Origin of the sequence: uncultured Roseibium sp., from assembly GCF_947494555.1 — a bacterium.
Classification (GTDB): Bacteria; Pseudomonadota; Alphaproteobacteria; order Rhizobiales; family Stappiaceae; genus Roseibium.
In genome coordinates this window covers 32812-53723 of the sequence record NZ_CANLVF010000002.1, presented here as the reverse complement: position 1 = coordinate 53723, position 20912 = coordinate 32812, and the positions used below count along the sequence as shown (strand labels likewise).

Sequence of the window (20912 nt, the reverse complement as noted above, 5' to 3'; positions counted from 1 at the left end):
CACCAGTGTCACGACTATTTACAGTGTTCGCCATTATGGCGTCGTTGGTCTTCCTTCCCGCCATCGCTGGCGCTCAGGGCAATGATCCCGACAACACGCTCTATCTCGACCTCAAGGATGGCCGTGTGGTTATTCAGCTGCGTCCCGATCTTGCGCCTAACCACGTTGAACGGATCAAGAAGCTCGCCAGCGAAGGGTTTTACGACGGGATCATATTTCACAGGGTAATCGACGGTTTCATGGCACAAACCGGCGACCCAACTGGAACGGGCCGCGGCGGTTCCAACGAACCCGATTTGGGTGAGGAATTCTCGAAGGAGCCTTTCCGGCGCGGCACACTCGGTATGGCCCGCTCGTCTGACCCGAACAGCGCCAATTCGCAATTTTTCATCATGTTCGCAGATGGCGACTGGCTGAACGGCCAATACACGGTCTTTGGCGAAGTGATTGACGGCATGCAATTTATCGACAATATCACGCCCGGTGAGCCACCTGCCAATCCGGACAAAATCGTCAAGATGCGTGTCGCAAAAGACGCGCAGTAACTTAAGAAACACAAGCCCCGATATAAGGACCCAAGGAGTCTGACATGGCCGAAATCAAAGATGCCGAGAACACTCTTCTCATGGAAACAAGCCAGGGATCGATCGTGATCGAAATGAAGCCGGACCTCGCACCCGGCCACGTCACCCGGATCAAGGAACTGGTACGAGAAGGATTTTATGACGGCATTGTATTCCATCGTGTCATTGACGGTTTCATGGCTCAGACCGGTTGCCCGCAGGGAACCGGCACCGGCGGCTCAGGTCAAAAACTGAAGGCGGAATTCAGCGACCACAAACACATTCGGGGAACCTGTTCAATGGCGCGGGCCATGGACCCGAACTCGGGTGACAGCCAGTTTTTCATCTGCTTCACCGATGCACCCTGGCTGGACGGACAGTACACTGTCTGGGGCGAAGTGGTTGAAGGCATGGACAATGTCGACAAGATCAAGCGCGGCGAGCCTGTTGTGGATCCGGACAATATCGTTTCATTGAAAGTTGCGGCAGACGCTGCATAACCTCCCAAATTGACGAGTTTTTTGCAGCGCGGACACATGTGCCGCGCTGCTTTTGTTTGGCTCGCGCACAACAGCTGTTGACCGCTCTTCAAGCGGTCTTTAAGAGCCGCACAATGCAAAAGGGCGTGATCGCAGTACGGTCTGCGTCCCAACTTCCAGACACCTAACGGATTGATTTAAGCGCCATGCGCGTCGACGAGTTTGATTTCCAACTGCCGAACGAACGCATTGCCTTGCGCCCGGCTCGGCCGCGTGACACGGCTCGAATGCTCGTCGTTCGGCCACATGACACACCGGGTTTCCAGGACAAGGGTGTTCGTGATCTGCCGGAGCTTCTCCAGCCGGGGGATGCTCTGGTTTTCAACGACACCAAAGTCATTCCGGCACAGCTGGAAGGTTACCGGTTGCGGGAAGACGTCCGGGCAGGTTTCAGCGTAACTCTTCACATGCGAACCGGTCATGATCGATGGCGCGCGTTTGCGCGGCCGGCCAAAAAGCTGAAGACTGCCGATCTGGTTGTTTTTGAAGGCAACCAGTTCCATTTGACGGCTCGTGTTGCGGAAAAGACCGAAGGTGGTGAAGTTCTACTGGTCTTTGATAAATCCGGTCCCGAACTCGATACGGCGATCGCGTCGGTCGGCCATGTCCCATTACCGCCCTACATCGCCCAGAAACGGGCGGAAGATGCGCAGGACAGGCTCGATTACCAGACGATATTCGCAGACAGGGATGGTGCCGTTGCCGCCCCGACCGCTGGATTGCATTTCACCCCGCAATTGCTCCAGGCACTCACCGATAGAGGAATAGAAACGCATCGGGTGACGCTGCACGTGGGAGCCGGAACCTTCCTGCCGGTCAAGGCTGACGATACCGACGACCACAAGATGCATGCCGAATGGGGCGAGGTCCCCGAAAAGACTGCGGCGGCACTCCTTTCCGTCAAGGCGCGAGGAAACAAGGTGGTGAGCGTCGGCACGACCTCATTGCGCATCCTGGAGAGCTCCACTCAGTCGAGCGGCGCCATAAGGGCATTTTCCGGTGAAACCTCGATTTTCATTACGCCGGGCTACACATTCAGGGCAGTCGATGCGCTGATGACGAACTTCCATCTTCCAAAGTCGACCCTGTTCATGCTCGTATCCGCATTCTCGGGCCTTGAAACGATGCGCGCAGCATACGAGCACGCCATAAAAAATGAATATCGGTTCTACAGCTACGGGGATTCGTCCTTGCTGTTTCCCACCGGTTCAACACGACAAGAAGCGCCATGACCGAAACGCATCAAAAGTTCAGTTTCCGGCTGACTAAGACCGACGGACAGGCCCGTCGGGGCGAAATCACGACCCCACACGGGGTTGTGCGTACGCCCGCCTTTATGCCGGTTGGCACGCAAGCGACTGTGAAGGCCATGTATCCGGGTCAGGTGCGCGAGACAGGTGCAGATGTTGTGCTCGGCAACACCTATCACCTGATGCTCAGACCGACTGCAGAACGCGTACAGCGGCTCGGCGGTCTGCATAAATTCATGAATTGGCCCCACACTATCCTGACCGACAGCGGCGGCTTTCAGGTCATGTCGCTTGCGCAATTGCGCAAGCTTGATGAGGAAGGCGTTCGATTTCAGAGCCATATCGATGGTCAGAAATACCATCTGACGCCGGAACGGTCCGTCGAAATCCAGGGACTGCTCGGGTCCGATATTCAGATGCAACTGGACGAGTGCATCAAACTGCCAAGCCCGAAGGAAGAGGTACAACGTGCAATGGAGCTGTCGCTGAGATGGGCCACGCGTTCAAGAAAACAATTTGAAGACATGGACGGACCGAAAAAAGGGCAGGGGCTCTACGGGATTGTTCAAGGAGGCGATCAACCGGACCTCAGGATCCGGTCCGCCGAAGAGCTCGCCAAGCTGCCGTTCGAAGGCTTCTCTGTTGGCGGTCTGGCCGTCGGTGAACCTCAGGATGTTATGCTGCAGATGCTTGATATCACCACCCCCGTCATGCCGGTCGACAAACCGCGCTACCTGATGGGCGTGGGGACACCTGACGATCTCCTGGAAAGTGTCAAGCGGGGTATCGATCAGTTCGATTGTGTCATGCCGACGCGCGCCGGACGACACGGTCTGGCGTATACGAAATTCGGGAAAGTAAATCTGAAAAACGCCCGCCACCAGGAAGACCCGCGACCGCTGGATGCCGAGAACCCGTGTCCGGCTGCAAATACCTATTGTCGCGCCTATCTTCATCATCTGGTGCGCACGGGCGAAGGCTTGGCGGGCATGCTGCTGACCTGGAACAACATCGCCTACTACCAGCAGCTCATGCAAGGAATGCGGGACGCCATCGACCAGGGCTGTTTCGAGGACTTTTACGCTGAAACGAAGGAAAACTGGGCGCGCGGGGATATACCCGCACTCTGATCACCCAAGTCAGTTCAGGCCGCAAACCCGTCTGATTTGGTCAGGTAGCAACCCGATATGCGCCAGCTGCCGTCTTCCTGTTGTTCGAAACTGTAAAGCGCAAGCCAGTTGCGCCCTTTCGGCCCGATGACGTAGACCTCTTGCGTGGGGCCGAGTTGGGTCATCTTGGATTGTCCGAAGGTTACGCTCTTTGGATCGTAGACCGGCTGATATCCCTGCCGAACCATTTCCATGAACAGTTCCGGTGACTGGAACCTTTGTTGAAGAGAATTCGTTGCGAACGAATAAGCGGCCTCGGCGTTGCCCGCAGCAAACGCACTCATCTGGTTCTTGATGATGCTTTGAAACGCCTGACCATCGAGTCCTTCCTCAGCAAACGCAGGCCCCAGCGTGAAAGATGATACCAGCGCCGCGCCAACGATAGATTTCCACGAACGAAACTTTGCCATGATCGGTGCCTCTCTCTTCGAAACTCCAAAAGTGTACGGCAAATCCTCTGGACTAGATCGTTAGGTAACCTGAATATCCACGGGTGACTTTGCGCGCGCATATGGCCCTGCTGCCAAAACGTCCGAATTCTGCTTGGATCCGAGAGGTTTCGCAGCACCCGTTGCGCATTGCCAACGCGGTGGTTAAATCCTCGCCATTTCGTTGTTCAGGCATTCAAGCACTTCTACACGAGGCGGATCGTTCAGTATCCTGGCGCATTTGTATTTAAACGCACCGCCTGAAAGGTCGACAATCTGCTCCGACACCCACACCGGGTCGAGCATTTCCTCTTTAGCGACGTTGGAACCTCGCCAGAATTCTGTATCAACATCGTCTGGAGCAACAACCAGCACCTTGCCAAGGCTTTTGTCCCTTACGAGTGAGGCTCCAAGCATTCCAAGCCCTGACTTGGTCGCACAATAGGCCGGCTCAAGCTCCTTCGGTGTGTACTGCGAACTTGAGGTGACCAGCATTACTTTAAGTGGCCAGTCCGAGCGACATTTTAACCTCTGAATCAACATCATAGGCGCTAACAAGCCGACATTGACCATACTTCCGAGATCATCGTCGTCGAGCGTTTCGATGCGGCCTCTTTGCAAAAACCCTGCGGCGTAAATCAAAGTATGGACAGTTTCAAAACAGGATACGATCCGGTCGGCATCTGGCGCGAGCGAGCGACTGTCGCTGGTAACGTCGAAATATTGAAAGTCGGCATCCGGCAAGTCGGGCCGCACTCGACCCGTTACACACACCTTGTGGCCTTCGCTTATGTAATGCTTGGCGAGTTGCAATCCGATCCCTGATGAGCCGCCAACAATAAGAAAATTCTTCTTCAAACTGCCACCCAATCGAAATGCGCTTGTTGTCGTTGAACGAGAAATTCAGCTTACACATTTGAAGCATTGAAAAAAAAGACCGGATCAAAACCTGATCCGGTCCGAAAACGTCTTTTAGCGGGCAAGCAATTAAGCGCTATTCTGCGGCCAAGGGCTGCCGGATCATGTCCTGCATGAACGGCACAAGGTCCTGTGCCAACTTCGGATCATCCATTCCAAAGGCAATGTTTGCGGTGAGGAAGCCCGATTTGCTCCCGCAGTCGTAGCTCCGGCCTTCGAATTTCAGCGAGGCGAAGTTTTGGTTCGACATGAGCGAAATCATGCTGTCGGTCAGCTGGATTTCACCTCCGGCCCCTTTGCTCTGATTTGACAAAAGTTCAAAAATCTCAGGTTGGATAATGTAACGGCCCGTAATCATGAGGTTGGACGGCGCGGTGCCGGGGGCTGGTTTTTCAACCATATTTGAAATCCGGCTCGACTTCGCATTGATTGTTTCGGCCAGTTCCACAATGCCGTATTGGTGTGTCTGATCTTCAGGAACTTCTTCGACAGCAATAATGTTACCGCCGGTTTCTTCATAAAGATCAACCATTTGCCTGAGGCAGCTAACCTTTGACTTGATAATGACGTCCGGCAGCAGAATGGCAAATGGTTCGTCACCGATTATGTCCCGCGAACACCAGATCGCGTGGCCGAGGCCAAGAGGGGCCTGCTGACGCGTAAAGCTGGTCGAACCTGGCTGCGGGCGATGATTTTCAAGTAGCTCGAGAGCCGCGGTCTTGTTGCGCGCCTTCAATGTGTCCTCAAGCTCGTATGCAATGTCGAAGTGGTCTTCGATGACATGCTTGTTCCGGCCCGTGACAAAAACAATATGCTCGATTCCGGCCGCGCGGGCCTCATCGACGACATATTGGATGATCGGACGATCCACGATCGTCAGCATTTCTTTGGGGACCGCTTTCGTTGCCGGTAGAAATCTGGTGCCGAGACCGGCGACAGGTAAAACGGCTTTCCGAATGGGCTTGTTCATTTCAGGCCTTCCAACTCTAATTAACAGACGAGTTCTTATCCATCTGCTCATGATTGGTCAAAACGGACAATAAACTCAGGGTTCTGAGCGGGTATATGCTGGATACTAGCTTCGAGGATTTGCTTCCTGGTTAAAATTCACGAGAGCCCCCCGAGCCGTATAGCGCGGGCAGCAAAACACACAAAGATGTAAATGATGTGCACTGACGCCAAATTGTGTGCATCTCGATCTTTAAATCGATTTAATTTTTCCGGCAATCCGCAGAAACCAGACAGTTGCAGCTTGGCCAAAAGAACGCTATGGAACACGCGAATTTTGCTGCAGAGCGATATCCGTCGAAAAGTAACGTCGGCCGAAGGCGCTCGTTGGGACAAGGTGAAGGATGACCGAAGCGAACCGCGAAGTTGCCGTTGGATCCGTGAAGTTTGGGAACGATGCGGCTATTAGCCTCATCGCCGGCCCCTGTGCGATGGAAAGCCGGAACCACGCCCTTGAATGTGCGGCCGCCATCAAGGAAATCTGCGACCGTGTCGGCATCGCCATCGTCTACAAGTCTTCGTTCGACAAGGCCAACAGGACATCTCTGGCAGGCGGGCGCGGTGTCGGCATGAAGGACGCGTTGCCCATCTTTGCGGAAGTCAAGGAGACCTACGGCCTGCCGGTGGTCACCGACGTACATGCTCCCGATCAGTGCGCTCCTGTGGGCGAAGTTGTCGATATTCTTCAGATCCCGGCCTTTCTGTGCAGGCAAACCGATCTGTTGGTTGCCGCGGCGAAGACAGGCAAGACAGTGAATGTCAAAAAAGGACAGTTTCTGGCGCCCTGGGACATGAAGAACGTGCTTGCAAAGGTGACAGGATCCGGAAACCCGAATGTTCTCCTGACCGAGCGAGGCGCAAGCTTCGGCTACAACACGCTTGTCAGCGACATGCGCGCCCTGCCGATCATGGCTGAGACCGGCGCACCGGTGGTATTCGACGCCACTCATTCGGTTCAGCAGCCGGGCGGGCAGGGAGCTTCAACCGGCGGAGACAGAACGATGGTGCCGGTGCTTGCGCGCGCTGCGGTGGCCGTTGGTATTGCCGGCCTCTTCATCGAAACCCATCCGGATCCGGACAAGGCGCCGTCTGACGGCCCTAATATGGTGCCGATGCACGAACTTGAGGCGCTGCTCAGGCAACTCAAGATGATTGACGACGTCGTCAAGTCGAAGCCCGACTAAGAATTTAAAGGCCGTGTCGACACGCGGCTTTCATCTGGACCTTTCAATCCAGACACATAGCCGTTGCTGCGGCACCACAAATGCCGGTAATCCTATCGGCGAACATGCCAGTTCAGGTCCATGCGACAAGGGAGTTCTTTCCATGACCGCCATTATCGATATCGTCGGACGTCAAATTTTCGACAGCCGCGGAAATCCGACAGTTGAAGTCGATGTATTCCTCGAAGACGGATCCTTCGGGCGCGCGGCGGTTCCATCGGGCGCTTCCACAGGTGCACACGAAGCCGTTGAGCTGCGCGACGGCGGCGACCGCTACATGGGCAAGGGTGTCCTGAAGGCCGTGGAAGCCGTTAATGGCGAGATTTTCGAAACGGTCGGCGGTCTTGACGCGGAAGACCAGCTCCAGATTGACCAGGCGATGATCGACCTGGACGGCACCGCAAACAAGGCTCGCCTCGGCGCCAATGCAATCCTGGGCGTTTCGCTGGCCGTCGCGCGCGCAGCTGCCCAGGCGTCCGGCTTGCCGCTCTACCGGTATGTCGGTGGCACATCTGCCAGAACGCTCCCTGTCCCGATGATGAACATCATCAACGGCGGCGCACACGCCGACAATCCGATCGATTTCCAGGAATTCATGATCATGCCGGTCGGTGCGGACAGCCTCAGCGAAGCAGTCCGGATGGGTACCGAGATCTTTCACACGCTCAAAAAGGCGTTGAATGCAGCCGGCCATAACACAAATGTTGGCGACGAAGGCGGCTTTGCGCCAAATCTGGAATCGACCGATGCAGCCATCGGTTTCGTCATGAAGGCGATCGAAACAGCCGGATACAAGCCCGGTGAAGACGTCTACCTTGCGCTCGATGCCGCCTCGACGGAGTTTTTCAAGGACGGCAAATACGTGCTCGAAGGTGAGGGCAAGTCGCTGGCACCTGAAGAGATGGCGAAATATCTTGGTGATCTGGCATCCCGTTACCCGATCATTTCCATTGAAGACGGGCTTGCGGAAGACGATTGGGATGGCTGGAAAGCGACGACCGACCTTATCGGCAACACGTGTCAGCTTGTCGGCGATGATCTCTTCGTCACCAACTCCGAGCGTCTGCGCAAGGGCATCGATCTTGGCGTTGCAAACTCGATCCTGATCAAGGTCAACCAGATCGGAACGCTGTCGGAAACACTTGACGCCGTCGAGACCGCGCACAAGGCCGCTTATACTGCCGTCATGTCGCACCGTTCCGGTGAGACGGAAGATTCAACGATCTCCGATCTTGCAGTTGCTACCAATTGCGGGCAGATCAAAACCGGTTCGCTGGCGCGCTCAGACCGGCTAGCAAAATACAATCAGCTGATCCGCATTGAAGAGGAACTCGGTCCGCAGGCTGTATATGCGGGACGCTCCATTCTGAAAGGCTGAGCCGTTCGGACTAAACTGACGACAAACAAAACCCCGCTGTCATGGCGGGGTTTTTCGTTTGAGATATGTCGGCCCCAACACCTCATTCGGGATCTGGCGCGTCCGGATTGCTCCGTGTTTCTTCGGCATGGAGAAGAGCAGCGGCAATCGTCTCCGCTCGTTCGGCTCCCGCTAGAACGAATCTCCCATCGATAATGAAACAGGGAACACCCGTAATGCCCGACTCGTGGGCCTTGGCTACCTGCGCTTCCGTCTTGTCGAGATCGGTCTCCGTTTCCAGGAGTTGCTCCACAAGATCGGACTGCATTCCGGCTTCTTCCGAAATTCGAACAAGTGTTTCTGACTTGGTCAGATCTTCCCCATCCAGAAAGTACGCCTTGAACAACCGTTCCACGACGTCGTTCTGGACATTGTCGGACCGCGACCAAAGGACAAGCCGATGGCAATCAAGCGTGTTTGGCGACAGCTTGATATCCTGGAAAGCAAAATCGATACCTTCTTCCATGCCGGCATCCTTGATGCGGCTGTAAAAGGCATCGGCATTCGCTTTGCCACCGAACTTGTCGCTGAGATAAAGCTGCCGGTCCTTGCCTTCCTTCGGCAGGGTGGCGTCCAGCTGAAACGGATGCCATCGCACATCCACGTTCAACTGAGGCACGCTTTCTAAAGCCGCTTCCAGCCTCCTTTTGCCAATGTAACACCAGGGGCACATGACGTCGGAGACGACGTCGACAGTGATCGGAGCAGCTGTGTTCATGATTGACCCGTTTTTTGCGTTATCGTTGAAAAATAGGGATTTGGGCCCGTATACCAACCCTTAGGGTACGGACCCATAAATGAAGTTGATTTGGTTTGAATCGTTTTGGCCAGATGAAAAGAGCGAAAGCGCAGAAAATGTGGTTCATTTTCAAGCCTTTCGCGACGCGGCAGGTGGCCAAAACGGCCAAATCCGAAGGACGGCAAAATGGCTTCACCTCGCAGCGTCAAAGTGCTTGACCGGGCACAAAGCCCGCTCTTCGCACGTTTCCTCGCGAGAATTCGCCATTTCTGCCGCCAAATCAGCTTCATTTATGGGTCCGCACCCTAAACCAATCGCAAAGCTCAGACTAACGCACAGTATGGGTCAGGATCGAGTTGATTCGTTTCTGCAATCGTACTGTTCCGGCCTCGTTTTTCAAAACGGCAACCGGTCCAAGCCCCTTGACCAGGCAGACAAGATCCTCGTCACGACTTGTTGCATCCGCAATGGACAAAAGGGTTGTGTAAATCTCCTCCAGTTCCTCCGGAGTGGATGCGTGAATGCCGAAATGCTCCGGCTGAAGCCGCATCTCCCACAGATCCAGTCCTCGAACCGCAAGCGCGTCGCTGCACGTCTTCAGATAGCTTGAATAATATTCGCTTGCCAGGCCGCCATCGGCAATTTGCTGACGCAACCACATCTGGCTCTCAGCGAGAATACGATCTGCCAGCCGGCGCCTTTTTCCGAAACGGATCGACGACACCATGCGGCGCGTCAGGGTCTCCTTCCTGTTTTCGCCCACAATGACATCGGAAGCACCATTTCGAAAAAGCAGCGCGGTATCTTCTTCATCGTCACAGACGGCGAGAACAGGGAGGCCAGCAAAACGCGCATCGCGTCTTATCTGGCGTATGTAATCGACCGCATCTTCAAACGCGGCGTCGATCACAACAGCATCGAAGGCTCGCATCGACATGAATTCCACGGCCATTTTGCCGTCAAATGCACCGACAACTTCAACTTTCGGGTCACTTGCATCCTGCCATTCAAGAAATCGGCCACTGAGGCCGACAACCATCAGGCTACTGCTTCCCGTATGATGGGGCGCCGTCCCAAACCCGGGAATACGCCCGAAAACCTTTCGGCGAAGTTGCGCTTCTTCCGAGCGCATGAGCGCACGTTGATGGATGCAGATGAGCATGAGAAGAACGTCGTCCGGAACGACCCGGTCGATAATCGCGGTCGCCTGAAGGCCTTCCGGCAATTCGTCATCACCATCTGTCAGAACATAAAAGGGGACGTCGCAAGGCAAGTTTCTGATATGAGGCAGAAGCCAGTCGAAGAAGGGTTGTTTTGTGCCGTCTTCAAGATGCGCGATATCAACGACAATGGAAGCGGGCAGGGCAGTGGGTGGCGTCGCTTCACGCTGAAACATACTTAACAGCGAAACGTCCAGATCCTCAGGGGCGTCGCCGTTGCTGTTCCGTTTGGGCCGACGTCCGGCATACCAGTAAGGTCCACGCCACGAGAGCGACGTTTCATAGTCCATGCCCAGTCCCCACCTTGAGCCACTTAAACTTATCCATCAAGGACATGATGCCCTGATTTTCTGTTACTGATCAACCAGCAGATGCTTGCCGGGTTGCGCCTTTGGACACCACGTGTTGAAGCCATTTGGAAGAGATGGCCACTAAGCGACCGCAGCCGGCAGGCGTTGTGTCCGCAGTGTCAGTTTTTCCCGGAAGATCGTACCGTCCGCATTGCGTGGCAGTGACTGCAGAATGAGGACGCGATGCGGAATTTTTGCAAGGTCGACACCTTCAGCGTCGAGATAGGCAAAGAATGATGCGGCGTCCGGCACGTTCGACGATTTCGGGACAAGGGCCGCGTACATTCTTGCGCCAAGTAGGTGATCTTCGACGACAAACGCTGCGGCTTCCTTTATCCCGGGGTAGCTCGCGTAGATTACGTCGATTGTTTCCAGATTCCCGGTCCCCAGCGCATAGGCACCAGGAATGCCGAACCCGGCTATTCCACCGTCAACCAGATCAACCTTGATATTGGTATTTAAAAATCCCGTGCCTTCCCAACGAACGCGCCGTTGGTCACCATTGATCGTGCGCCAGCCGATCTCGGGTACCATAGGCCCCTTGACCAGCAATGTCGGCACCTGTTCCTCTACCTCTTCCGTTACTGCTATTTCCAGGAGGGCTGGCCCGCTTTCACACCCGTTCGACCCATTATGCTTTCCCAAGGCTGTCGCCTTGATCTTCGCGGACGGCCCTCGCGCCTTTGCAATCAATGCAAACTCGTCCGCGACGTGAACGTCGACGAGACGGCGCCGCGCGACAAAGGTCGTCGGATGCGGAGCGGAAATATTCCAAGCGGCCAGCACAGTGGTCTTTGTGTTCGTCAGCTTTCTGTCGAGCGTCTGAGCCAGGGGGCCGGGCGTCATGACCACGTCGGCTTCCACGTCATTGGCATGTGCCGCAAGATTGGCAAGCGATGTCGGATGGTGCAGGTGCAAGGTGCTGCCTGTTGCAAGGAAGGGCACCAGGCCGCCGCCCAATCCTGTCAGACCGCTGAGAGAATAAGGCACCAGGATTGTGCTGGCCTCTTTGATGTGTGCTTCGTTCACAATCATCTGCGCTGCCGCAAGCCAATGATTGTGACATCTGCTGACCGGAACGTTTTCTTCACCGCTCCGGCTCCAGCAGATCGTCGCTGTATGATCGGCCGGATCGGGGCGATCGGCGGGCGTGAACGTCAAGTCTTCGCCCATTTCTGCGAGCATGGGAGCAAGCTCGATAAGGCCGTCCGGTACTTCCTTGCCCAGACCGAACACAAAACGAAGCGAAAAGAGGTCAGCGGCAACATCGCGGGCTGCCGTGCCGACATCTCTCGTTTCGATCCGGTCCGCAGCGATAAAGCCTTTTGCACCTATGGAATTGAGCGCTTCGACGACATTCTTCTGCCGCCAATGAAGGGGCAGGGGTGAAACAATCAGATCGGCACGCAAGGCTGCGAGAATGGCAATGACGGTATCGACCGTGTTGGGCGCCTGCACCCCGATCACATGATCAGAGGAGAGGCCTACCGTGCAGTAGAACGCCGCCAGCCTGTCGATTTCACGATCGGCTTCCGCATAAGTCAGACTGCGCGGTTCACCGCCGGTCCACGCTGCACGGTCCGGCGCATCCACTAGCGCCAGCCTGTCAGGGTGCTCCGCAGCTGTCTTGCGGAACAGTTCATCCAGCGGCACATCGGACCAGGCTCCGCTTTCGTGATACTCCTTGGCAAGGTTTTCAAGGGTTGCTTTCATATTGTCTTTCGTCCATTGGTCCGATCATTGCGTGGCTGACGACCACCAGGTGTCAAATTCATGCCCGTAAAGAGAATGATGTTCGGGAGGCACCACGTCCTGCCAGTGCGCAACCCAATCGTCTGATACATGATAGAGTGGAACGGCATAGGTTCCGGAAATCAGCACCCTGTCGAAAGCCCTTACCGCGTCGACGAATTCTTCCCTGCTGCGCGCTCCGACGATAGCGTCAATTAGCGCATCGATCGCCGGTTCCCTAGCACCTACAAAATTGAATGAGCCCTCGGAATCCGCAGCTTTTGTGCTCCAGCGCCCATATTGTTCCGCTCCTGGAGAAAGCGATGCGTACCAGGTGTTGAACACCATATCGAACTCTCGCTTGGTGCGGCGGTCTTCAAATTGTGTCGGGTCGACACTGCGCACGTTGACCGCAATACCGAGCAGCTCAACCGTTCGGATATAGGCCAGTGCGAGTTTTTCCTCGTCTTCATTTTTTGCAAGGATCTCGAACGCCAGCTGTTGACCCGTTGCTTCGTTTACCAGCTTGCGCTCGTTCAATGCGTAGCCAGCTTCCTTTAGCTGTGCCAGGGCTGCACGCAGAACTTTGCGATCCCTGCCGGATCCGTCCGCGTCCGCTGGCCGCCATGTACCAGCCATGACCTCCGGATCGACCGCATCGGGGAATGGGGCGAGAAGTTCTTTTTCTCGCTCGCTCGCTGGACGCCCGATAGACGAAAGTTCGGAGTTGTCCCAATACCCTGCCGTCCGAGTGAACAGGTCGTAATAGAGATTGCGGTTCACCCAGTTGAAGTCGAACAGCATCCGCAGAGCTTTACGCACGCGGACATCGGAAAACTGTTCGCGCCTTGTATTGAAAGCAATGCCCTGCATGGGAGCAGGAACACCGCGCGGAATGCTCAACTGGACGACTTTGCCGCTCTCTGCGGCTGGAAAGTCGAAACCCGTCGCCCAACGGGCGGGATCGCGAAACTGCATAGCTTTGACGAGCCCTTTACGGAATGCCTCCTGCAGCGTGGTCTCATCACGGAAATATTCGATCCGGATCTCATCGAAATTGTCGAAGCCCGCTTTGACCGGCAGATCTTTCGCCCAGTAGTCCGGGTTCTTCTCGTAGACAACAAGCCGTCCCGGCTGAACTGTCTTGAAAGTGTAGGGACCCGACCCGACCGGTGGCGTCAGCGATGACTTGTCAAAATTCTCGGCATCGGTGTGTTTCTTGGAAAAGATCGGCGCCAACGCGATCAGGAGAGGCAGTTCCCGGTTGTCGCCATTCTCGAAGGTCAGTTTGAGACGATTGGGCGCGGTAACTTCCTTTTCCTTTATCGCTGCATACCAGTTCCGGTAAGGCGGCCGCCCTTTGTCGCGAATGATGTCCAACGAGAACACGATGTCGTCGACCGTAACCGGAGACCCGTCGGAAAACTTGGCATCCGGATTGAGTTCAAATTCGATCCATTCACGATTTTCCGGCATGCGGACTCGCTGCGCGATCAATCCGTAGAGTGAAAACGGCTCCGCATATGAGCGAACCATCAGACTCTCGAGGATGTTGTTTCCAAACTCGCGTTCCCGCATGCCTCTGGCCGAAGTCCATCCACCCTGCACGATAAAGGAGTTCATGCTGTCGAAAGTGCCTTGAACTCCCAGCGTAATCGTTCCCCCCTTGGGAGCATTTGCATTTGCGTAAGGAAAAGGCTCATCCGGACCGAGTGCGGGCGAGCCATGCATGGAAATGGCATGGGTCCACGGAACGTCTTCATCCGCCGCCCAGACTGGCGCGGCCAGGACCATCACACCCATCAGAGGCACTGCAAGCGCTGCACGCCGACCGTCCGCTTGACCCAAAGCAGACATCACAATCTGTAAGAGACGCATAACAACCATCGGAGATTCCCTTGATTCTCGCCAATAAGGGTAGCACATGGTTCCTTTGCGCGCGCCACGAACAAGACACAAAGACAAAGATATACAGATTTGAATCAAACCGAAGGATTGCGTTGCAAATCGGCCACCCTCTTGCCCTAATTCGGTGTCTTACCATGCATTTCACGGATCTAATGTTCAAACGGGCCTTGCGGATGCTTCCGGAATGCCCCAGAACAACGCGAAGAATTCGCATATCGCACGATTGAGGACGTTTCGATGACGAGTGTTTTGAAAAGAGGATTGTTTGGCTGCGCAACGGCAGCGTTCCTGGCCATGTCTTCTTTCGCAGCTGCTCCCGCATTCGCCCAGGAAGAAAAAAGCCCATGGACGAAAGCGTGCAATACCAATCCGAATACGCAGAAAGAAATCTGCTTCATCTCGATTGAACTGCGCACCAATACCGGCCAGTTTCTGAGTAACATCGCGATACAGGAAACCGAGGGCGAAGCACGCAAGAAGTTGCTCGTGGCCGTCCCGACCGGCGTCCTGATCCAGCCAGGCCTGCGGATCCAGATCGATGACAGCAAGCCGGTTCAGGCGAAATACAGCATCTGCGCGCCAAACGCGTGTTACGCTGAACTGGCTATCGACGATACGTTCATCAATGCGATGAAGCAGGGCGGCGAAATGCGGGTGGCTCCGTATAACCAGCAGGCCAAGGAAATCGTCTTCAAGATGACCCTTATCGGGTTCACGAAGGTCTATGACGGCGAGCCTATGGACATTTCCGAACTGCAGAAGCGCCAGGAAGAGCTGCAGAGCGAACTGCAGAAGAGGGCCGATGAAGCGCGTCAGAAACTGATTGACGCTCAAAAGGCCAGCCAATAACGACAGGTGTTCCGTCCATGACGCGGACAACAAAAAGGCCGGAGTAAACGCTCCGGCCTTTTTGTTTGTTCTTAGCTGCGTTCCTGATACGCCAGGTCAGTGTATTTCCACACTGCGCGGAAGATAGGAGCCGTCCGTCTGTTCCTCGAAAATTTCTTCGACCTGAGGATGACGAACAGGTTCACCAGTCATATCCGGCTCTAGGTTCTGCTCGCTCACGTAGGCAACATATTCCGTTTCCTCGTTTTCGGCGAGGAGGTGATAAAAAGGCTGGTCACGGACAGGCCGCACATCCTCAGGGATGGCGTTCCACCACTCTTCCGTGTTGCTGAATGTCGGGTCGACATCGAAAATCACGCCCCGGAAGGGGTAAATCCGGTGCCGGACGACCTGACCTATTCTAAATTTTGCCGTTCGCATGGTTACTCGTCCGCCTACTGCATGCAATGCCGGGATACCGTGTCGGCAGCCTGCTTGCAAGCGCTGTAATATTAAACACTATACAAGAGGCCTTGCGAATTTCTAAAAACCATAAATTGCGGCCATATCCGCATCTTTGCTTGCGACCAGCTTGGCCAGGTCAAAAATGACCTTGGCCTGTTTCCAGGTAGCGTCATCCTGCATCTTGCCATCGATCATGACTGCACCGGTACCGTCCGGCATGGCTTCAAGGATCTTGCGCGCAAATTCCACTTCGCCGGCGTCGGGCGAAAAGACTTTTTTGGCTATCCCGATCTGAGTTGGGTGCAGCGACCAGGCGCCGAGGCACCCCATCAGGAATGCGTTACGGAACTGGCTCTCACATGCCGCAGGATCGGAGAAGTCTCCGAAGGGGCCATAAAACGGCTTGATGCCATAGGAAAGGCACGCATCAACCATTTTTCCAACCGTATAGTGCCAGAGATCCTGCTGGTAGGCCGCACGCGCTCCGCTGTCATCAGCATCGGACAGAACGGCATAGTCTGGATGACCTCCGCCGACGCGGGTCGTCTTCATCCCTCTTGAAGCCGCCAGATCCGCGGGGCCAAGGCTCATGCCATGCATCCGGGGGCTCGCTGCTGCGATCTGTTCTACGTTCTTGACGCCCTCTGCAGTTTCCAAAATGGCATGGATCAGGATCGGTTTGGACAAACCGTGCTTTGCTTCAAGCTGCGCAAGAAGCTGGTCAAGATAGTGAATATCCCATGCGCCTTCGACCTTGGGCAGCATGACAACATCCAGTTTCTCGCCGACTTCCCCGACAATCTCAACGATATCATCGAGAAACCAGGGGCTGTTGAGGCAATTGACCCGTGTCCAGAGACCGGTGGAACCGAAGTCGTTGTCCTGCGCCATCTGGATAAATCCGTTGCGCGCATCGGATTTGGCATCTGCAGGAATGGCGTCTTCCAGATTGCCGAGAACCACGTCGACCTTCTCAACGAGGTCCGGAACCTTTGCACGCAGCTTTTCTACGTGAGGCGGCACAAAGTGTATCATGCGCTCAAGCGAGACCGGGATGTCCCGGAATGGCTCTGGCGCTCCAATTGCGAGCGGCTTGTAAAATGCGCTTGGGGTTTTCATGAAACCGCGGTCCTCCTCCTGATCGGAAAATAGCTATAGCGCCGGTGCTGCGCTGCAACAATCCCCCGAAAGGGTAAGATAACCGAAGACGCGATCAGTTTTTCAGCGACTTAGCGCCGATCGCGCGCACCTCTTGTCGCTTGATCAGGCTTTTACCGGGAGGCGCCCACTTCTTGTGGATCCACATCCATTGCTCCGGGTGCTCGCTGATCCAGCCTTCAAAGATCTCATGCATCTGCGCAGTTGCGAACCTGATATCCTCTTGCCGGTCATCGGTTTTGGGAACTGTGATCGCACGGCCGTCAACGTGAAAGGTGACACCATTTTTCCGGACAACACGCCCAAGAACGATTGGTACGTTGCACGACCGCGCCAGCGACGCCGGGACAGTGTTTGCGTAGGCCATCTGGCCGAAAAACGGCACCTGAATGCCTCTCGCTTCCCGGAGATCCCCCATCATGGCGATCACGCCGCCGCTCTTGAGAGTTCCAAGTATCTTTCGTGCCGTTTCGGGCCCTTTCGACAAAAGGCCGCCTCGGTAGAGATCTTGTCGAAGTGACCTCAACGCCTGGTCGGCTTCCGGATTTCTCAGAGCCTGGTAGACACCGGTTACGTCTATGCCGCGGCTCACGACGGGCTGAACACATAATTCCCAGTTACCGCTGTGGAAAGACACGAGAATGCAAGCCTGGTCACCGGCAAGCACTTGCGTTGTTGTATCATCCGCGACGGCCTCAAACCGGTGGTCCTGCTTCAGCAACCGGTCGATATGAAATGTCTCCGCCGCAACCCGGCCAAGATTTTCCCACATGCCGCGAACGATCTGTTCCCGTTCGTCATCGCTCATCGAAGGGAACGCCTCTTGAAGATGGCGCAACGCACGCTTGTGGCGCGGATTGAGCGGCGCGAACAGGCGCCAGCCTTTACCCATCAAAAAGGATGCGGCATCAACAGGGATGAGACGAAACAGAAAAATAGCGAGATTGAGAGCGATGCCCTCGATGCGGTTTTGAAACGCGTACCGTTTAGGATGTTTCCTTTGTCTTTTCTTTCGAGACATTTGGCTGCGATTACTCTCGCTTTTGCTTGCCCGATAGACACAACGGGCGACTTCAGGTCATCTCGACCCAATTGTACCCTTGCGGTGCCGGTCCAGACCTGATTGGAATGCGGGATAAACTACGATCCGCTTGTGAGGCGTCCATATCCAAGCTCAAAGCGAGATGCAAGCCTCTTTGAAAGTACGCTTCAATGCCGATTGTCGCATTAAATCCCGGAATCTGAATGCTGGACGTAATCACTCTGGCCCTGCCGTTCTTCGGGCTCATTCTTCTGGGCTACGGTGCCGGGAAAATTAAAAACATCCCCGAAGCGGGCCTTGCCTGGATGAATTTCTTCGTCATCTATCTTGCGCTTCCGGCCCTTTTTTTCCGGCTCCTTTCGGAAACACCGTTCGAGCAACTGGCAAATTTCTCCTATATCGCCGCAACAACGTTCACGACTTACATCGTATTCGCGATCTCTTTTTGCATCGGCGTGGTCGCGACACGTGGCAGCATTGGTGAATCGACGATTTTGGGGATCGCCGGCGCATACTCCAATGTCGGCTATATGGGCCCTGGCCTGACGCTTGCCGTTCTGGGAGAACAGGCGACTGTGCCGACCGCACTGATCCTGACCTTCGACAACGCGCTCATGTTCATTCTCGCGCCACTGCTGATGGCCCTGGCCGGAACGGAAAACGAAACGATCCTGGGAACGCTCAAGCAGATCGTCATCAAGATCTTCACGCACCCTTTCATCCTCGCAACGATCGCCGGTGTCTCGGCGGCCGCGTTCGAGTTCCGGCCACCGCAGGCAATTAACACTCTCCTGCTTTACTTAAGCAACGCCGCAGCGCCTTGCGCTCTCTTTGCGATGGGCGTGTCGATCGCGATCCGTCCAATCGGCCGCATACCAATCGAATTGCCGCTGGTGCTGTCGGTGAAATTGCTGCTGCACCCGATCCTGATCTTTCTGCTTTTGTCTTGGCTCGGAGGCTTTGACCCGAGCTGGGTGGCAACGGCCGTTCTGATGTCCTGCCTGCCGCCTGCGACCAACGTCTTTGTCATTGCGCAGCAATACGGAACCTACGTGCAGCGGGCATCGAGTTTCGTGCTTGTTGGAACAGCGGTTTCGATAATCACGGTGACGGCATTCATCTGGGCAATCACCTCTGGCATATTGCCAACCGGATAGGTTTATGCGCGTGGCCCACGTATCAAAAATGACTGAAAACACACCAACTCTGGAGGCGATCAGCCAGCATCCCGAACCGGTCAAAGACCGGTTGCTGCAGCTACGCCGCCTCATTCTGGAGGTCGCTGAGCACAACGACGCTATCGGCGAGGTGGAAGAGACACTGAAATGGGGTCAGCCGAGCTTCCTGACCGTGAAACCGAAAACCGGAACGACCGTTCGGATTGACCGCGACACGTCGGGCGAGGGGGATGTGGTCCTTTTCGTCCACTGTCAGACATCTCTGGTGTCGCATTGGCGCGCGCTCTTTCCCGACGTCAGTTTCGGCGGTAACAGAAGCGTTCATTTCAAGTCGGAAGATCCGTTGCCGGAAGATGAAATCCGGCAAATGATCACGATGGCGTTCACTTACCACCGTTCCAGATAGCCAGAACGCGGCAATGGAGATTTCCTATGACCGCTAGGGAAGTCGAAGCCCAAGGCGCGGTGCCATGCCTTCGCGCATCAACAGTCTTCTGAGAGGACCGATACGGCCTGCCAGATACATGCCGGCGCTACGTGCAAACTGCGCAGGTAAAAACGAGGTGAGCAGAGACCTGTTAAGCGCGTCAACCGCGTTTGTTCGCGAGGCGATATCGCTTTTCCGCCGATCTTCATAGGACTGCAAAACGGCCGGGCCACCTATATCGCTACCACGAGCACGGGCAGCCCTTAGCGCACTTGCCAGATCATCGATATCACGAAGTGACAGGTTGAGCCCCTGTGCACCGATGGGTGGGAACACGTGCGCGGTCTCACCGATGAGAGCCAGTCTTTGACCGATGAGACTGCGGGCATTCAAACCGGACAGAGGAAAATGCTGCACGTCGGATGCAATCTCGAACGTTCCAAGAATGGAATGAGAGCGCTTTTCAAGCTCTTGCGCAAGCTCATCCGATGCCATGGAAAGAAGCTGCTGCGCACCGTCTTCCGTCTCGACACAGACAATTGAGCTCTTTCTACCGGGCAGGGGCACTATCGTGAAGGGTCCGGTGGGCGTGTGAAACTCCGTCGAAATATCCGAATGAGGAAGCCTGTGCTCAACATTCAGGACGACCGCTACCTGCGGATAGGACCAGGATTTAACCTCGATACCGGCGGCCTGGCGAAGTAGAGACCGGCGCCCGTCAGCCGCAACTGCCAATAGAGCCCTGACGGGAGTGCCGGATGCCGGAACCACTTCCACGTGATCCTCGGAAAAGGACACCGAACTTGCGCTGTCGTTCACGCAGGTTAAACCAGTTTCAGCATCGCACTTTTCTTCGAGCTTTTGATTAAGATAACTGTTTAAGATATTGAATCCAAATTCTTCCAATCCGAGTTCGTTTGAATCAAACACGACTTCCGGCGCTCGGAAGAGCCGGCGAGTGTCGTCGATCATCCGCATCTTTTTCAGTCGGGCACTGTCCTCGGCAATCTCATCCCAGACACCAATTTCCTCCAGGAGTGAAATCGATTTTTGCCAAAGCGCCGTCGTGCGCCCGTCAGACTGGCCGGTAACGGGCGCTACCAGGGTAACGCTGAACCCCAGTTGAGCGAGTTTCAATGCCGCAATGCGCCCCGAAGGACCGCCTCCCACAACAACGATATCCTGGATGTCCGGTTTTTTTGATTTTGACATTGTGTTGACCCGATCTGCTCGCGACCTGACTAAAACATGTCTTTCTGAAGGGATTCTTCAACGAGACGAAACCACGCAGGCACAATTGATTCTGAACCTGTATGATCCTGATTGTGCGTCAGACATGAGCAAGATCAAA

The 20912-nt window shown here is 55.2% G+C and carries 21 protein-coding genes; 9 read left to right on the top strand and 12 right to left on the bottom strand.

Annotated features, from left to right (window positions below; all coding sequences use genetic code 11):
- The first annotated feature begins 35 nt into the window (after nucleotides 1-35).
- The 4 genes from Q0915_RS08845 (at nucleotide 36) to tgt (ending at nucleotide 3482) form a co-directional block, all read left to right on the top strand.
- A complete protein-coding gene (locus tag Q0915_RS08845; protein WP_299472292.1) occupies nucleotides 36-545 on the top strand; it encodes a peptidylprolyl isomerase in 510 nt (169 codons plus the stop codon).
- Between the two features lie 44 nt (nucleotides 546-589).
- Complete coding sequence (locus Q0915_RS08840) at nucleotides 590-1063, top strand: peptidylprolyl isomerase (RefSeq protein WP_299470486.1); 474 nt, start codon at nucleotides 590-592, stop codon at nucleotides 1061-1063.
- Between the two features lie 185 nt (nucleotides 1064-1248).
- A complete protein-coding gene (queA, locus tag Q0915_RS08835) occupies nucleotides 1249-2334 on the top strand; it encodes a tRNA preQ1(34) S-adenosylmethionine ribosyltransferase-isomerase QueA (RefSeq protein WP_299470484.1) in 1086 nt (361 codons plus the stop codon).
- Nucleotides 2331-3482, top strand: a complete 1152-nt coding sequence (gene tgt / locus Q0915_RS08830; protein ID WP_299470482.1) for a tRNA guanosine(34) transglycosylase Tgt — start codon at nucleotides 2331-2333, stop codon at nucleotides 3480-3482. Before queA ends, tgt begins: the two co-directional genes overlap by 4 nt.
- A 14-nt stretch (nucleotides 3483-3496) precedes the next feature.
- Here tgt and Q0915_RS08825 read toward each other — a convergent pair whose 3' ends face one another.
- The 3 genes from Q0915_RS08825 to galU all read right to left on the bottom strand — a co-directional run bounded on the left by Q0915_RS08825 (nucleotide 3497) and on the right by galU (nucleotide 5837).
- Nucleotides 3497-3931, bottom strand: a complete 435-nt coding sequence (locus Q0915_RS08825) for a DUF4864 domain-containing protein (protein ID WP_299470480.1) — start codon at nucleotides 3929-3931, stop codon at nucleotides 3497-3499.
- A 183-nt stretch (nucleotides 3932-4114) separates the two neighbouring features.
- Nucleotides 4115-4807 carry an SDR family oxidoreductase gene (locus Q0915_RS08820; protein ID WP_299470478.1) on the bottom strand — a complete coding sequence of 231 codons (693 nt, stop codon included), beginning with the start codon at nucleotides 4805-4807 and terminating at the stop codon, nucleotides 4115-4117.
- Between the two features lie 136 nt (nucleotides 4808-4943).
- Entirely contained in the window at nucleotides 4944-5837 is an 894-nt protein-coding gene (gene galU, locus Q0915_RS08815; RefSeq protein WP_299470476.1) for a UTP--glucose-1-phosphate uridylyltransferase GalU, read from the bottom strand.
- A gap of 382 nt (nucleotides 5838-6219) precedes the next feature.
- Here galU and kdsA point away from each other — a divergent pair, with 382 nt between their 5' ends.
- Complete coding sequence (kdsA, locus tag Q0915_RS08810; RefSeq protein ID WP_299470474.1) at nucleotides 6220-7059, top strand: 3-deoxy-8-phosphooctulonate synthase; 840 nt, start codon at nucleotides 6220-6222, stop codon at nucleotides 7057-7059.
- A 142-nt stretch (nucleotides 7060-7201) separates the two neighbouring features.
- Entirely contained in the window at nucleotides 7202-8476 is a 1275-nt protein-coding gene (gene eno, locus Q0915_RS08805; protein ID WP_299470472.1) for a phosphopyruvate hydratase, read from the top strand.
- 82 nt (nucleotides 8477-8558) lie between these two features.
- Here the strand turns inward: eno and Q0915_RS08800 are convergent, their stop codons facing one another.
- From Q0915_RS08800 to Q0915_RS08780, 5 genes are all read right to left on the bottom strand, one after another.
- Complete coding sequence (locus Q0915_RS08800; RefSeq protein WP_299470470.1) at nucleotides 8559-9233, bottom strand: DsbA family oxidoreductase; 675 nt, start codon at nucleotides 9231-9233, stop codon at nucleotides 8559-8561.
- Nucleotides 9230-9544 (bottom strand): hypothetical protein, encoded by a 315-nt coding sequence (locus Q0915_RS08795; protein ID WP_299470468.1) that lies wholly within the window; start codon nucleotides 9542-9544, stop codon nucleotides 9230-9232. The genes Q0915_RS08800 and Q0915_RS08795 overlap by 4 nt, the downstream gene beginning before the upstream one ends.
- Before the next feature lie 38 nt (nucleotides 9545-9582).
- Entirely contained in the window at nucleotides 9583-10764 is a 1182-nt protein-coding gene (locus Q0915_RS08790) for a hypothetical protein (protein ID WP_299470466.1), read from the bottom strand.
- 141 nt (nucleotides 10765-10905) lie between these two features.
- On the bottom strand, nucleotides 10906-12537 hold the full coding sequence (locus Q0915_RS08785) for a class I adenylate-forming enzyme family protein (RefSeq protein ID WP_299470464.1): 1632 nt from the start codon (nucleotides 12535-12537) through the stop codon (nucleotides 10906-10908).
- 24 nt (nucleotides 12538-12561) lie between these two features.
- Nucleotides 12562-14442, bottom strand: coding sequence for an extracellular solute-binding protein (locus Q0915_RS08780; protein ID WP_366525271.1), 1881 nt, complete (start codon nucleotides 14440-14442; stop codon nucleotides 12562-12564).
- A gap of 258 nt (nucleotides 14443-14700) precedes the next feature.
- On the opposite strand from Q0915_RS08780, the gene Q0915_RS08775 reads away from it, so the two are divergent.
- Nucleotides 14701-15312 (top strand): invasion associated locus B family protein, encoded by a 612-nt coding sequence (locus tag Q0915_RS08775; RefSeq protein WP_299470463.1) that lies wholly within the window; start codon nucleotides 14701-14703, stop codon nucleotides 15310-15312.
- Between the two features lie 96 nt (nucleotides 15313-15408).
- On the opposite strand, the gene hspQ is transcribed toward Q0915_RS08775, so the two are convergent.
- The 3 genes from hspQ to Q0915_RS08760 form a co-directional block, all read right to left on the bottom strand.
- A complete protein-coding gene (hspQ, locus tag Q0915_RS08770; protein ID WP_029065428.1) occupies nucleotides 15409-15732 on the bottom strand; it encodes a heat shock protein HspQ in 324 nt (107 codons plus the stop codon).
- A gap of 102 nt (nucleotides 15733-15834) precedes the next feature.
- Complete coding sequence (locus Q0915_RS08765; protein ID WP_299470457.1) at nucleotides 15835-16875, bottom strand: CoA ester lyase; 1041 nt, start codon at nucleotides 16873-16875, stop codon at nucleotides 15835-15837.
- Nucleotides 16876-16969: 94 nt separating this feature from the next.
- Nucleotides 16970-17935, bottom strand: coding sequence for a lysophospholipid acyltransferase family protein (locus tag Q0915_RS08760; RefSeq protein ID WP_299470455.1), 966 nt, complete (start codon nucleotides 17933-17935; stop codon nucleotides 16970-16972).
- 224 nt (nucleotides 17936-18159) lie between these two features.
- On the opposite strand from Q0915_RS08760, the gene Q0915_RS08755 reads away from it, so the two are divergent.
- Both Q0915_RS08755 and Q0915_RS08750 read left to right on the top strand, forming a co-directional pair.
- On the top strand, nucleotides 18160-19113 hold the full coding sequence (locus Q0915_RS08755; RefSeq protein ID WP_299470453.1) for an AEC family transporter: 954 nt from the start codon (nucleotides 18160-18162) through the stop codon (nucleotides 19111-19113).
- 28 nt (nucleotides 19114-19141) lie between these two features.
- Nucleotides 19142-19540: a DUF1801 domain-containing protein gene (locus Q0915_RS08750; RefSeq protein ID WP_299470451.1), complete on the top strand. Its 399-nt coding sequence runs from the start codon at nucleotides 19142-19144 to the stop codon at nucleotides 19538-19540.
- A 33-nt stretch (nucleotides 19541-19573) separates the two neighbouring features.
- On the opposite strand, the gene Q0915_RS08745 is transcribed toward Q0915_RS08750, so the two are convergent.
- Nucleotides 19574-20773 carry a UbiH/UbiF family hydroxylase gene (locus Q0915_RS08745; protein ID WP_299470449.1) on the bottom strand — a complete coding sequence of 400 codons (1200 nt, stop codon included), beginning with the start codon at nucleotides 20771-20773 and terminating at the stop codon, nucleotides 19574-19576.
- Nucleotides 20774-20912: the final 139 nt, after the last annotated feature.

Coding starts and splice junctions, on each gene's coding strand:
- Q0915_RS08790 (WP_299470466.1), bottom strand. CDS start 10,764: ATGGACTATGAAACGTCGCTCTCGTGGCGTGGACCTTACTGGTATGCC.
- Q0915_RS08760 (WP_299470455.1), bottom strand. CDS start 17,935: ATGTCTCGAAAGAAAAGACAAAGGAAACATCCTAAACGGTACGCGTTT.
- Q0915_RS08825 (WP_299470480.1), bottom strand. CDS start 3,931: ATGGCAAAGTTTCGTTCGTGGAAATCTATCGTTGGCGCGGCGCTGGTA.
- galU (WP_299470476.1), bottom strand. CDS start 5,837: ATGAACAAGCCCATTCGGAAAGCCGTTTTACCTGTCGCCGGTCTCGGC.
- Q0915_RS08745 (WP_299470449.1), bottom strand. CDS start 20,773: ATGTCAAAATCAAAAAAACCGGACATCCAGGATATCGTTGTTGTGGGA.
- kdsA (WP_299470474.1), top strand. CDS start 6,220: ATGACCGAAGCGAACCGCGAAGTTGCCGTTGGATCCGTGAAGTTTGGG.
- Q0915_RS08785 (WP_299470464.1), bottom strand. CDS start 12,537: ATGAAAGCAACCCTTGAAAACCTTGCCAAGGAGTATCACGAAAGCGGA.
- Q0915_RS08755 (WP_299470453.1), top strand. CDS start 18,160: ATGCTGGACGTAATCACTCTGGCCCTGCCGTTCTTCGGGCTCATTCTT.
- eno (WP_299470472.1), top strand. CDS start 7,202: ATGACCGCCATTATCGATATCGTCGGACGTCAAATTTTCGACAGCCGC.
- Q0915_RS08800 (WP_299470470.1), bottom strand. CDS start 9,233: ATGAACACAGCTGCTCCGATCACTGTCGACGTCGTCTCCGACGTCATG.
- Q0915_RS08750 (WP_299470451.1), top strand. CDS start 19,142: ATGACTGAAAACACACCAACTCTGGAGGCGATCAGCCAGCATCCCGAA.
- Q0915_RS08840 (WP_299470486.1), top strand. CDS start 590: ATGGCCGAAATCAAAGATGCCGAGAACACTCTTCTCATGGAAACAAGC.
- Q0915_RS08780 (WP_366525271.1), bottom strand. CDS start 14,442: ATGGTTGTTATGCGTCTCTTACAGATTGTGATGTCTGCTTTGGGTCAA.
- hspQ (WP_029065428.1), bottom strand. CDS start 15,732: ATGCGAACGGCAAAATTTAGAATAGGTCAGGTCGTCCGGCACCGGATT.
- Q0915_RS08765 (WP_299470457.1), bottom strand. CDS start 16,875: ATGAAAACCCCAAGCGCATTTTACAAGCCGCTCGCAATTGGAGCGCCA.
- Q0915_RS08775 (WP_299470463.1), top strand. CDS start 14,701: ATGACGAGTGTTTTGAAAAGAGGATTGTTTGGCTGCGCAACGGCAGCG.
- Q0915_RS08845 (WP_299472292.1), top strand. CDS start 36: ATGGCGTCGTTGGTCTTCCTTCCCGCCATCGCTGGCGCTCAGGGCAAT.
- tgt (WP_299470482.1), top strand. CDS start 2,331: ATGACCGAAACGCATCAAAAGTTCAGTTTCCGGCTGACTAAGACCGAC.
- Q0915_RS08795 (WP_299470468.1), bottom strand. CDS start 9,544: ATGAAGCTGATTTGGCGGCAGAAATGGCGAATTCTCGCGAGGAAACGT.
- queA (WP_299470484.1), top strand. CDS start 1,249: ATGCGCGTCGACGAGTTTGATTTCCAACTGCCGAACGAACGCATTGCC.